Below are 12,219 nucleotides of genomic sequence, written 5' to 3' on the forward strand. Positions count from 1 at the left end.
GATCCCCGCCTCTCTACGGTCTCTGGAGATACCTCACAACATCCATGTGGTACACACTGACCTCTACGCCGAGTTGTTTACCCCTTTCTTCGAGTCGGCGACGTAACTCTTCTATCTTCAGCTTCGCCTCGGTAACATCAACTATCATTGCCATCGTGAATATCCCGCGCATAACTGTCTGAGATATATCGAGAATGTTAGCGTTAGCGTCCGCCAAGACGCTTGCTAAGCCAGCCACTATGCCGGGCCTGTCGCGACCATGCACGAATACCACAATGTACTCGCGGCCCTCTTCTAGCTCCGGTATGTTTTCTGCATGCAAGGCGCCAGCCTGCACCCCAGATAGGGGCTGCGCAGAGCCTCCTTATACCCTAAGTACACTATAGGATGCCAGTAGCCTCCTAGCGAGGGATACCGAGGCCTTGGATCCGCGGGATGAAGCTAGGAGGTTGGCAGGACTTCTCGCAGAATCACGCCACGCAATAGTGTTCACCGGTGCAGGCGTGAGCACAGAGAGCGGTATACCCGACTTCCGTGGACCTAGCGGGCTTTGGCGTCGCATACCGCCCGAGGTGTTTACGATAGAGTATTTCCTCGAGAGGCCGCTCGAGGTCTGGAGGCTCTTCAGTGAATTCTTCTACAGCTTCCGCGGAGCCAAGCCGAACCCCGCCCACCTGGCTATAGCCAGGCTAGAGGAGCTAGGCGTTGTCAAGGCAGTTATAACTCAAAACATCGATGGCCTACACCAGGCCGCGGGTAGCCGGAAGGTGATAGAGCTACACGGCAACCTCCGCTGGGCCCGGTGCATGAGCTGCGGCCACAAGGTGGCACTAGACGATGCCGTGGAGACCGTCCGTAGGGGGCAGCTGCCCCACTGTCCCCGCTGCGGAGGCTTGCTTAAGCCCGACGCAGTATTCTTCGGCGAGCCTCTCCCCGACGATGCACTAGAGGAAGCCTTCCGCGAGGCCCGCTCTGCCGATCTAGTGCTAGTGGTAGGCTCTAGCCTCACCGTCTACCCTGCAGCCTACATCCCAGAGTATGCCCGGCGCAGAGGAGCACGACTAGTCATAGTGAACCTCGAGCCTACACCTCTTGACAATCTGGCGGAGATGATTGTGCACCGTAAAGCGGGAGAGTTCTTACCCCTCGTCGTAAAGGAATTGGAGAAGATTCTCGGGCTAAATTCAGGCTAGCCGCGGCCGGCTAGTAGTTGCGCAGCTGCTATCAAGACCACGCCCGCCCCGTAAAGCACTGTGAAGGGCTCGCTGAAGAGGAGCCAGCCCCAGGCCATGGAGAGGACTAGTTCCAGTGTAGCAGCTATAGAGGCGCGATGCGGTTCTACCCCCTTGCTCAGTCCTCGGTAGAAGAGGATGTATGAAAGATGGCTCACCACTATAGCTAGGTAGGCTGCCGCGGGTAGACACTGAAGCGTCACCTTCACACTACCGGGCATGACCACCGTTGCCGCCAAGGCGCCGGGGAGTAGCCAGGCCTGTGTACCTGCAGCGACACTAGAGGGCTCCAGACCCGTTATTATCCTGGCAGCAGCGTATACGGTGGCAGCATAGAAGGCGCCACTGGCTAGCCCCCAGACTAGGCCTCCAGGGCTGACGAGCCCTCCCCAGGCCTCGCCGGCCAACAGCAAAGCACCCGCGATGGTGAACGTAGTGGCGAGAAGCTTCGAGGAGCCTGGTTTCCAGTGTTCAAGGGTTAGCTGGTAGGCTAGTATCCATGCTGGCGCCGTGTAGAGGAGAGCGGCTGCACGCCCTACGCCGAGTGCCTCGACCGCGTAGTAGTAGGAGACGTAGAAGGGCGTGAAGAGCGTCAAGGCGATGCCGATTACGCGGCGGTCAAACACTACACTCGGGCGGTATAGTCCGGCAACGAGCCCGAGCAGCGTCGCCAGCGCCGCTAGCGCTTGCCTCGCCACGAGTATGCCCAGTGGACTACAGCCAGCCGTGTAGCCGAGTCTTGTGGCCACGCCTATAGTGGACCATAGCGCCGCAGCCGCGTAGACCGCTAAAAGACCGCCGCCACGCCGCATACCCAGCTGCCGTGACGCGGACACAGAGATAGGTCTCGCCTAATAGGATAGGTGTTTGCCACGAGGGAGAGCTAGCTACTTGCCAGGAAGCCGAGGCGACGTAGCAGGTTCGGGAGCGGCTGCGGGTTGAGTACCCATTGGCCCTCGAAGGGGTCGTACATCTCCACTGGTATAGTAGTCCCAAAGCCGCGGGTTACGACACCCACGTAGAGTATGCATTCTCCTAGCAGCTGGCGTGCATACTCTGTAGCCTCATCAGGCAATACAAGCACTGTTGCTACCGTCTCCTCACCCAGAAATATGCTGGGAGTACTCCATGTCGCGAGCGCAAAAGCATAGAGTATGGGGAAGCAGTCTCTCCTAACACGTATGAAGAGTGGTATGGGCCTATCAGAGCCTATCGCCGCTGCTAGAAGAAGTACCCGGCCTACCAGCTTTGCAGCGCTAAGTTGCCGATACCTCTGAGCTAAGCGTCGGTAGTTTAGCCTATGACTCAGACCTTCTATCTCAAGTCTCTCAGAGTATATAGGGCTAGGGTCTTGAAGCTCTCTTACACCTGCAAGAGGGTTTAGGTCAAGCCCAGCGTAAATCATCAAGTCAAGCAAGTTTATCTTCGCCTGAGGAACCTCCTCAAGGACACGTAAAGCCTTGCTAATTTCTTCATGCAGACTGCCAGGGCGTGGTAGTCTCCGGGGTTTATTGCAGTCAAACTGGAGCGGTATCGTTACACCTAGCTCTATCTCGCCATTAAGCTTCCTTTCAATCTCAGGAATCAGTTCGTACACATAGCCTTCTGGCAACAAGTAGCTATAGATATGCATATTGTCTAGGGTTGCTCGATAGGAGTGAAGATACCGATACAATGGTATACCTAATCGTTCAAGGTCACTAATTCTTGTAGCTTCACCAACCGGTGTCCTTGTATACACTACTGCCGTAAGGAGGCCCAACGGTCGCACATCCCTTATATGTTGAGGCCATAGCTCGTGTCTCTTTTCACGTAACTTACGTAGTATCACACGAACATAGTTCTCGGTGACACCAAGCCGTCCAGCTATCTGCTCTACCTCTGTACGCACATCATAGCAGGCCAATAACCTTGCTACGTCTTTCTCCATACCGCTAAGTGCTGCTGACACAGTATCCCAGACCCCAGTTCGGTTTAACTCATTGAGACTGTAGTAGCAAGGGGATTTATTGTGTTTATTGTAAATTTATCCAAAAAGTCGGGGATAATTATACGTGAATCGTTCAAAGCGAGTGACAAATAATCGTTTTGTTATAATTCACGGGAATATGCGTTTTATGATTCCGACACTATACGTACCGAGCCTAATGTATGATCTTTCTTGCATCATAAGTGCTACAACTATGTGTCAAGTAAAGATCCATAGATCTTTACATTTAAAAATACACGCAGCAGTGATGCATCATTTCATGTTGCGTAATGTTTAAAACTGAATCCCTATATCATATTTAAAACTTTCTATCCATGATACGACATGGAATCACCTACTACAAACCACTAAATAGGACTCATGTTTAGCACCAGTCAAAGAGGCTACAGCCTTCCCGGAAGGAGCAAACATGGAAAGAGAAATGAGGTGAGTAGATCGTGACAGGAGACTGTATATTCTGCAAAATAATTCGTGGTGAAATACCATCCGTAAAGATATACGAGGACGAAAATGTAGTAGCATTCTTGGACATCTACCCTATAAACCCAGGCCACACGCTAGTTGTTCCTAAGCGACATGTTGAGTACCTTCACGAACTAAAAGATGACGAAGCAGCTGCCCTTATAAATGCTGTCAAGAAGCTAGCGCCACGAATAGTAGAAGCCATGGGCGCTGATGGCTATAATGTTGTAACTAATAACGGGAGGGCAGCAGGCCAAGTAATATTCCATGTACACTTCCATATAGTACCACGCTTCGAAGATGATAAATGCCGATTTGACTGTGAGCGAAGCAAACCAAGCATGGAAGAGCTAGAGAAAGTAGGCGAACAGATAAGGAGAGCCATAGGGTAGTAGTTACACTACCGATTGCTCGAGACGTACTAGTCTTCGTAGCGTATGTTAGAACCCCCTGTTACAAGACATCATTCCCAAACCCTAGATACTATCACATTAGCGCTATCATTTCGATTCCATCTTATACCATAAATTTCGGCTTAGGTTACCGAATACACATCCAGTCTTTAAAATGTACACCAAACTATATAATTTGATTGGGTAGCCTTCCGAGGTGAGTAAAAAACATGACAACGAAAAAACTCCTTGAAGAGCTACGCAAAGCCTTAGCTAAGCTTATGGATGAGTTTCATAGTTTGCAGGAAAAGAGAAAGCTAGCGCTAACATTAGTGGCAGCACTACGTCTTAGACAGAAAGGTCAACCCGTAACACCTAAAACTGTCGCCGAAGAAGCACGCAGTATCATAAAGCAGACTGAAGGTCACGTAGACTGGGGTGTTAGCCGCGAGGAATACACAGTAGCTCTTGCTACTGATCTGCTGCACGAGCTAGTCGAAATGGGAGTACTCGAGCCGTATCCTGAAACCCTTGAAACACTTGACAAGAGGTATAGGTTCCGTAGCTATGAGGAGGAAGAAGATGCGGCAAAGGAGGCTCTAAAGGTAGTAGCACCGCTTCTACAGAAAGTCGTCTAACCGTACCTTGGGTTTTACCGCAAACCTTCCATCCCTTGTAGCTTAGACTACAGTTTAGATTACAGTCAGCATTTTTCGGAGAGAAGTTCTGTAGCACCATGCGCAATAAACAATGCAGCTAGTAGTGCCCCTATAACACGCCCATCAATTATGAATGCTACTACACCTATAGAACCTAGAATGAGCGCAAAGATGTGGAGTCGGCGCGTTCTTGCCTTCAGCATCGCCGACTATTCCTCCGCTCTTCCCACATTTGCCTCTCCTTTAAATTTGTAGCTTTTATCACTGTCAATTCTAATAGATATGCGTCTAATCTGCAGGTATCACCCTGGTCATACCCGGCAGGGGCACTCAGCCCGCTTCTGTACGCAGTACCAGTATTATGCCCGGCAGATAGACTCTATACACTATGGTGCCTAGATTGCCTGAAAAGTTCGACATCATATACCACGAATTCGTAGACGAAAACTACAAGCCGAGTGGAACTGACCTAATCGTCGTCTTTCGCGTCACGCCAGCCAAGGGCATCTCTATATATGATGCTGCTGGCCGCGTCGCAGCCGAGAGCAGTGTAGGTACGTGGACCACACTGAGCGTAAAGCCCAGCTTATTTGAAAAACTGAAGGCAAAGGCTTATCGACTCCACGATCTAGGCGATGGTAGCTGGCTTGTATGGGTAGCCTATCCCTTGGAGCTGTTCGAAGAGGGAAGTATCCCCAATCTAGCCAGCAGTGTGCTCGGCAACATATTTGGCATGAAAGCAATTGAAGGGCTCCGTGTAGAAGACATAGTGTTTCCACGGGAGTATATCGAGTGGTTCCCCGGACCACAGCACGGTGTTACTGGTGTAAGAGAGATACTCAAGATACGCGATCGCCCCATCCTGGCTACTGTACCTAAGCCCAAGCTAGGCTATACGCCAGAAGAGTATGGTAAAATTGCCTACGAGATACTAGTAGGCGGCGTCGACCTAGTAAAGGATGACGAGAATTTCGCGGGACAGAAGTTCTGTAGGTTCGAAGCTAGGCTCCGCGAGGTAATGAAGGCCATCGATAAAGCGGAGAAGGAGACAGGGGAGAGGAAAGGTTACCTCGCAAACGTGACAGCTAACATAAAGGAGATGGAAAAGAGGATCAAGCTTGTCGCGGACTATGGTAACCAGTTCATAATGATAGACTTCCTTACCGTTGGCTGGGCTGCCCTACATCATGCCCGAGAACTAGCTGAGGAGTACAAGCTCGCCATCCATGGCCATCGGGCGTTCCACGCCGCCTTCACCCGTAACCCCCGCCACGGTGTCTCAATGTTCGTCATCGCTAAGCTCGGCCGCCTAGCTGGACTAGATCACCTCCATATAGGGACACCCAGCGTAGGAAAGATGGATGCAAAAACTATGGAGGTCATCGATTACGCCCGGCTGCTTCGGGAGCCGGTATTCAAACCACGAGAGGACGACATAATCCACATGGAGCAGGACTGGGCTGGGCTCAAGCCAGTACTTCCTGTCTCCAGCGGAGGACTACACCCCGGCAACTTGCAGCCCGTAATAGAGAAGCTCGGTGCAGATGTTCTACTTCAAGTCGGCGGTGGCGTAATAGGCCATCCTGACGGCCCTAGGGCAGGCGCGGCAGCTGTAAGACAAGCGATAGACGCTATATTGAGGGGAATCCCGCTAGACGAGTACGCAAAGGAGCACCGGGAGCTGGCCCGGGCGCTTGAAAAGTGGGGCCACGTTAGACCGGTCTAGCCTTACAGCGCCTACCGGTGTACCGTGTTCTCTCTAGCGAATACGATTTCTAGGGGTTTTCCACCTCTAGCCCCTCTCCTAGGGTATCGTTATGCATCGCGTGCTCCTAGCTGTAGTCTTTATCCTCCTCTTGCCTAGTTACGCTGCACCCGCTCTCGCCCATGACAGTGCTGTAGTAGTTGAGGCTATCGTCGGCGAGGACGGCTGGGCGTTCATACATGCCCGGCTGCCGCCAGGAGAGTACCAGATAGTGGCTGTCGAGGGCTGGAAGCCTAGGCCCGTCAACCCGAAGCCACTACTCCTCAGCTTTACCCCGGATCCGGGGTTCTGGGAGAAGCTTAGAGGATTAGCAGTCGCTGCAACGTCTACAGTCTATGAGCCCAGAGTAGAACTCCTCGGCACGCCTAACGGTATAGAACTCTACGCGTGGGCTCCAGGCGAGCCTGGCTCCCGGGTTAGGGTGGTTCTTGAGAGGTTGGAAGCCGGAACGACCACTAGCGAGAAGAAAGGCATGCTCATAATCGTTCCTAATAACACGCTGGTGCTGAGCTATGCAGAGAAGATAACTGAGCTGCATCACAGCCAAGGTCTAGACGTGGAGATAGTTACTACGGACGAGATCAGGAGGAGCTACAAGCCCGCAGATGAGCCAGAAGGGCTCTGTAAGCCTGGCAAGACCGGGCCCGAGTACGACGTTGACCTAGCCCGCCGCATCGTCTCCATGCTCCGCGAGGCCTACAGAGAGGGTGTACGATACGTCCTCATAATAGGTGGTGCTAAGGACGTGCCACCGTTCTACTACTGTAGTCCAATCCTCTACGAGCTGGTAAACCCTGAAGAAGCTGCTGTTCCAACAGACTACTTCTACGCCGACCCCGACTATGATGGACTCGTGGAATTAGCCGTAGGCCGTATACCCTTCAGTGACCCGGTAAAGCTCAGCACCTACGTCTCGGCATTAGAGAGCTGGATGAAGGGCGGGACCTGGCAGGAGAAAGCACTACTCGCCGGTGGAGCACCCTTCGCCACCAGCCTGCTAGTAGGCGAGGACGCTGTCATTAAGGCTATCATGAATATTGCTAGTCTAGATCTAGAGGTTGACACGCTACTTCTAACCATGGGCAACTACGCGGGAACACGCTTTACAAGCTACATAGGCGATTACGGGCTATACTACCTGGTGACGCACGGCGCTGGCAACGCGCTTCTAGACTACGTGCCGGGCGGGCTCTGGAACTACGACTTTGAGGAGAAGCTCCGTAGCATCGAGGTGCCGTACACTACACAGCCTGGAGTTTACCTCAGCCCTGCCTGCCGCGCCGGGTTCTGGGACTATGACCTAGTAGACCCCCCGTTCAAGCCCCCTAGCGTAGCAGTGTCGCTGCTGGAGCGAGGCGCTGCTGTAGCCTATCTCGGCTTCTCCCGCATAGCGATAGAGGTTATTGACGGGGTTACTGCTGTCGATGGCAATGTTTACGCAAGCCTCGCTGCCGCTGACGCGGTGCTGATACTCTTCACGAAGAGTCTAGGCTCCGCGGAGACACTCGGCGATGCGTGGCTCTCAGCCCTCAACGCCTACTCGGTCATGCCCGCGAGTAGCTACCGCGCCTACCTGGTGAGGGGTCAGGAGGACATAGGCGAGCTAGTACTCCGCGAGGCTATATTCCTCGGCGACCCAGCAGCACCAAACCCATGGCGTAGGGTTACAATCACATCTACCGTAGAGCCGCCAGAGCTTGTACCCCCGCCAGGCAGCATAGATATAGGTGCATCTGTACTAGCTATGCCGCTAGCCCGTTACGCATCTGGTACTCTGCCCGCGTTTAACCCTGGTAATGCAACAACCATAACCATAGACTTCGATGGCGTCTGCCCAGAGAAGGTCTATGCATGGTCGCTTTATCGAGTCTATGGCTACTATATGATAGGGCTTGAGCGTCTCTACGCTACTATCGAGCAGAGCGGGGGCTGTACAGTCACGATAACACTGCCACAAGACTCGCCCGGCCTCATAAGGCTCCTAGCTCGCTGGGGCAATAACTACCTCACAACGTACTACATAATAGCTGCTGGAGCCTACCTCGATACAAGCACCGGGACGCTGGTAATAAGAGGACTTGATGTACTCGAAACCGTGGGTGACGAACCAATACTGTTAACCGTCAACGGTGCAACAGCCTCCACTATACCTGGTGGTTCTACAAGCTACACCGTACCCTTACAAGCAATAGCACCATTGATGCCAGATAATAATGCCATTGTATCGGTTACCCCTGTCTACCGGTTCGACAAAATATACGGTGGTAAATTCGTCGAAAACGAGCTGGAGAAGCTAGCTAAGCTCTTCACGGTCACCGTACCCGCCGAGGATGCGGTAATTCTGCCCCCATTCTCTGTACAGTTCGCGGAGGGCAATACATCTTGCCCAACTCCAGCTGCCGGGAAAAAGCCGCTAACTGTTGGTGCCGACATCGTGGCATTCTTCGCTGCTATTGGACTGGTAGCAGCCCTAGCCATGGCTAAACGCCGCAGCTCTCCAGCTAGTCTCTAGAAGTTTGTTTTCGCACTAGGGCTATGACCCTACCGGTGAGACCACGACATCACTAATTATTTTATCACACGAATAATGTAGAGCTGAAAGGTACGAAACTAGGAAATCCTTGTAGAGACACTTATAGTCAGTATGAACGCAACCTGGTAGCGTAATCAAGGCAATCCTAGGCAAGAGCAAGTAACTATACATCATGACACTGCTAAAAGCGCTGCAGCAAGGCTTCTAATCTCTACTGTCTATTGATACGAAGAGGCTAGAGCTGAGCTTTAGAAATCTCCCAAGATGATGCCAAGTGCTAGGTGGAGAGATAGGCAGGGAGGCGTGACCCCGGTTGGACACAAACAGCTATGAGGCTCTAGTAGAGCTTCTACCTCAGCGAATATGCGGCCTAGCAGTAGATATCGACGGGACTATTACCGAGAGAAGACAGAGAGGAGACTTTCGTTTAAGCCTTGAAGCTGTAGAGGCATTGCGTGCACTAGAAGATGCGGGAATACGGGTTATGCTTGTGACCGGTAACTCCGTAATGGTGACTGCTGGCGTTGCCCGGTACATAGGCGTAAAGGGGCCTCACGTCTCAGAGAACGGGTGCCTAGTTTACCGCCGTGGCTCCTTCACTAGCGCGTGCCGGGGCACAGCCCGGGCTGCCGCCAGAGTCCTCGAGGAGGAAATGAGCGGTATAATCGAGCCAAGCTGGCAGAATCGCTGCAGGTTTCATGATTATGCGTTTACAGTTCGTCGAGGCTCAGTGGAGGAAGTGATACAGGAAGCGGAGAAGCTACTACGGGAGAGAGGACACCAGGTAAAGTTAAGCCATAGTGGTTATGCTATACACGTAAGACCGTTAGAGGCGAGCAAGGGACTTGGACTCAGCTTGGCGCTGCGCTATGCCGGGCTTAACCCTGACTGTGTCATCGCCATAGGCGACTCGGTGATCGACCTGGAAATGCGTGAAGCTGGTGTACTACTAGCCGCCGTGGGGAATGCCGACCCCCTGTTGCGTAAAAGAGCCGACATAGTAGTACCGGGCGAGAGCGGCAAAAGTGTAGCATTATTAGCTAAGATCATAGTGGAGAAGTATAAGTGAGACCCATGTTCTAATACACTATGCGGCTGAGGAACATGGCGCTTATACTTCTCCTACTTATAGTAGTTTTGGCGCTCCTTGGAGCTGTACCGCCTCCCTTTAGGCTAGCATTGTTATCTGCGAGTATAGCTATTTCACTATTCCTTATAACTGCCTTTCCCTCTTTCATCCACTACCCAGAAGTAACACTAGAGTCTACTACATGCCAATTAGATGCTGTACATATTTCTGCTAAGCTGGAACCAGTAACTAACCAGCTCGTTCTAGTAGCTCATATCCAGCCGCCAAATCCTTGCTACGTAGTTAAGGTCGAATCTCTACAGGTAACCAATATAGAAGAAACTAGCAATCAAGTAATCATAGCTGCTGAACTCCGTCTAAGAATCGAGAAGCCCCCACCTGGCACTGTTTGCATACAAGTACTTCCAACACCTATCAAGAGTGAACTACTTCTTACTAGGGTTGAATCAAGTAAACACTACGTGGTTATTTTGAACGCTAAAAGCGATAGCAGAGAGTGTAGGCTAGAGCTAAGCTATAATAGCTAAATCATATACAGAACTATATAACGCTCATGTGAGAGTATTGAACGTAGGGTGCTTATCTACTAAATTGATTTAGGTGTTGCAGGTATTTCCTAGTAGTCAAACAAGCATGTATGCTTCAACTCCGCTAATCACTTGATACATTGCATCTGAGCCTCCACGACTATGCCTCATTCTTACGTAGCTAGGCCCGTGCAGCAGCATGCTTCTTTAAATGTTGTCCTTAGTCGTGTCGGCATCCGGGATAACGAAACACGCCGGGAGAGCTGACATGCAAGCGAGGATTATCAAGGGCCGACGTGTAAAGGGTTTTGGCGTCGGTGCTTATTACATATCGCATCCCTATTATAGTGGATGGTTCAGTAAGTTACTGAGTTGCAAACCATTTCCAGGAACCCTAAATATTGAGACGGACATTGATTGGCGTGAACTAGCCGGGCTATGCGAGCCAATAGTAGTGCCAGAGACGGAATGGGAAGGCAAACATCTCGGCGCAGTATATGTCTGGAGAGCCAAAGTGGAGACAAACCAGGGAACCGCAGATGTACTCGTTATACGCCCATTGTTAAGCAGTCACGAGCCTTCAGTGCTTGAGATCGTGGCATGTGAGAGACTATCCACACTACTCAAAGGAGATACAATCCGTGTAGAAGTCCTTTGCAGAGGCGGAGACAATGAAAGTAGGCCTAATACTAGCAGGGGGCGAGGGTAGACGTTTTGGCGGAGACAAGCTCATCGCTTTAACTGACGGTAGGCCCGCAATTGCACGGATTAGTGATGTTCTTCAAGCAGCTGGCGCAGAGCTTGTATATGTTGCAACACGGGAAGAGCAACGCTGTAAGATATACACGGATATCGCTAATTTAGATGGCTGCATATATGACCCAGACTGGCTTGCATGTGGAGGACCAGCAGCTGCCTTAACGGGATTAGAGTCCCTTCAAGCCCGTGTACTACTAGTAACTCCAGGAGATATGCCATGGATAACACCAGACGTATTGATTAGACTAGAGGCCTTTATGGAACAGACCAAGGCCGAGGCTGCACTACCAATGCATAGTGGCGGTTTTCTTGAGACACTAGTAGCCACAATACGTTGGAGCCTTGTGGAAAGATTACCGAAGATACTTGTTCAGCTTTGCAATTTACGAGGAGAACTGAGAGCTAGTGATCCTTATCGAGCTTCAACGAGACTTACACTTGTTGGCTCGGGACTCCTTACATGGAATCCGATAGTATTTTCCCACATTAATACCCGCGAGCGCCTACAAACCCGTGAACCAAAGAATAACCTTGGACCGAAAGACATACTGATTACGGAGCCCCATTTAGATCCATTTGCGCCAAGAGACCAACTATGTCTTAGGCTAGCACGAGAAAGAAACGAATATCACAAGCTTGGGATAATTCACTTGGAAAGACAGGCATGGAAGGACTTTCTTATGCTTTGTAAACAGTGAGTTATAACTTTATACGCTATGACACATCAGCTACTTAATAGTATATTGTACAGTTATTATTAACAATATTATATAATTCGAAATATTGTAAAAAGTATAGTATTGTCTATTA

At 51.1% G+C, this 12,219-nt stretch carries 13 protein-coding genes; 9 read left to right on the forward strand and 4 right to left on the reverse strand.

The window, feature by feature from the left end; all coding sequences use genetic code 11:
- Positions 1–13: 13 nt before the first annotated feature.
- On the reverse strand, positions 14–322 hold the full coding sequence (locus Pyrde_RS07605) for an ACT domain-containing protein (protein WP_231656714.1): 309 nt from the start codon (positions 320–322) through the stop codon (positions 14–16).
- A 100-nt stretch (positions 323–422) separates the two neighbouring features.
- On the opposite strand from Pyrde_RS07605, the gene cobB reads away from it, so the two are divergent.
- Positions 423–1,193 carry an NAD-dependent protein deacetylase gene (cobB, locus tag Pyrde_RS07610; protein ID WP_055409594.1) on the forward strand — a complete coding sequence of 257 codons (771 nt, stop codon included), beginning with the start codon at positions 423–425 and terminating at the stop codon, positions 1,191–1,193.
- Here cobB and Pyrde_RS07615 read toward each other — a convergent pair.
- Both Pyrde_RS07615 and Pyrde_RS07620 read right to left on the reverse strand, forming a co-directional pair.
- A complete protein-coding gene (locus Pyrde_RS07615) occupies positions 1,190–2,068 on the reverse strand; it encodes a DMT family transporter (RefSeq protein WP_180385481.1) in 879 nt (292 codons plus the stop codon). The genes cobB and Pyrde_RS07615 overlap by 4 nt on opposite strands.
- 47 nt (positions 2,069–2,115) lie before the next feature.
- A complete protein-coding gene (locus Pyrde_RS07620) occupies positions 2,116–3,183 on the reverse strand; it encodes a helix-turn-helix domain-containing protein (protein WP_055409598.1) in 1,068 nt (355 codons plus the stop codon).
- 476 nt (positions 3,184–3,659) lie between these two features.
- Between Pyrde_RS07620 and Pyrde_RS07625 the strand changes: the two genes are divergently transcribed.
- Positions 3,660–4,076 (forward strand): HIT family protein, encoded by a 417-nt coding sequence (locus tag Pyrde_RS07625; protein ID WP_055409600.1) that lies wholly within the window; start codon positions 3,660–3,662, stop codon positions 4,074–4,076.
- A gap of 230 nt (positions 4,077–4,306) precedes the next feature.
- Positions 4,307–4,714, forward strand: a complete 408-nt coding sequence (locus Pyrde_RS07630; protein ID WP_055409602.1) for a hypothetical protein — start codon at positions 4,307–4,309, stop codon at positions 4,712–4,714.
- 65 nt (positions 4,715–4,779) lie between these two features.
- On the opposite strand, the gene Pyrde_RS10715 is transcribed toward Pyrde_RS07630, so the two are convergent.
- Positions 4,780–4,938 (reverse strand): hypothetical protein, encoded by a 159-nt coding sequence (locus tag Pyrde_RS10715; RefSeq protein WP_156328034.1) that lies wholly within the window; start codon positions 4,936–4,938, stop codon positions 4,780–4,782.
- Positions 4,939–5,135: 197 nt separating this feature from the next.
- Here Pyrde_RS10715 and rbcL point away from each other — a divergent pair, with 197 nt between their 5' ends.
- The 6 genes from rbcL (at position 5,136) to mobA (ending at position 12,107) form a co-directional block, all read left to right on the forward strand.
- Positions 5,136–6,461: a type III ribulose-bisphosphate carboxylase gene (rbcL, locus tag Pyrde_RS07635; RefSeq protein WP_082419560.1), complete on the forward strand. Its 1,326-nt coding sequence runs from the start codon at positions 5,136–5,138 to the stop codon at positions 6,459–6,461.
- 91 nt (positions 6,462–6,552) lie between these two features.
- Positions 6,553–9,012, forward strand: a complete 2,460-nt coding sequence (locus tag Pyrde_RS07640; protein WP_082419561.1) for a C25 family cysteine peptidase — start codon at positions 6,553–6,555, stop codon at positions 9,010–9,012.
- A 334-nt stretch (positions 9,013–9,346) separates the two neighbouring features.
- Entirely contained in the window at positions 9,347–10,102 is a 756-nt protein-coding gene (locus Pyrde_RS07645) for a phosphoglycolate phosphatase (RefSeq protein WP_055409608.1), read from the forward strand.
- A 35-nt stretch (positions 10,103–10,137) separates the two neighbouring features.
- Positions 10,138–10,650, forward strand: coding sequence for a hypothetical protein (locus Pyrde_RS07650; RefSeq protein WP_143522153.1), 513 nt, complete (start codon positions 10,138–10,140; stop codon positions 10,648–10,650).
- A gap of 268 nt (positions 10,651–10,918) precedes the next feature.
- Complete coding sequence (locus Pyrde_RS10465; RefSeq protein WP_180385480.1) at positions 10,919–11,359, forward strand: DUF120 domain-containing protein; 441 nt, start codon at positions 10,919–10,921, stop codon at positions 11,357–11,359.
- Positions 11,322–12,107, forward strand: coding sequence for a molybdenum cofactor guanylyltransferase (gene mobA, locus Pyrde_RS07655; RefSeq protein ID WP_055409611.1), 786 nt, complete (start codon positions 11,322–11,324; stop codon positions 12,105–12,107). The genes Pyrde_RS10465 and mobA overlap by 38 nt, the downstream gene beginning before the upstream one ends.
- Positions 12,108–12,219 lie beyond the last annotated feature (112 nt).

It is taken from the genome of Pyrodictium delaneyi (genome assembly GCF_001412615.1).
Lineage (GTDB): Archaea > Thermoproteota > Thermoprotei_A > Sulfolobales > Pyrodictiaceae > Pyrodictium > Pyrodictium delaneyi.

What these genes read in the sequence shown, in the direction of transcription:
- Pyrde_RS07630 (WP_055409602.1), top strand. Translation starts at nt 4,307, where the DNA reads ATGACAACGAAAAAACTCCTTGAAGAGCTACGCAAAGCCTTAGCTAAG.
- Pyrde_RS10715 (WP_156328034.1), bottom strand. Translation starts at nt 4,938, where the DNA reads ATGCTGAAGGCAAGAACGCGCCGACTCCACATCTTTGCGCTCATTCTA.
- Pyrde_RS07650 (WP_143522153.1), top strand. Translation starts at nt 10,138, where the DNA reads ATGGCGCTTATACTTCTCCTACTTATAGTAGTTTTGGCGCTCCTTGGA.
- Pyrde_RS10465 (WP_180385480.1), top strand. Translation starts at nt 10,919, where the DNA reads ATGCAAGCGAGGATTATCAAGGGCCGACGTGTAAAGGGTTTTGGCGTC.
- mobA (WP_055409611.1), top strand. Translation starts at nt 11,322, where the DNA reads ATGAAAGTAGGCCTAATACTAGCAGGGGGCGAGGGTAGACGTTTTGGC.
- Pyrde_RS07640 (WP_082419561.1), top strand. Translation starts at nt 6,553, where the DNA reads ATGCATCGCGTGCTCCTAGCTGTAGTCTTTATCCTCCTCTTGCCTAGT.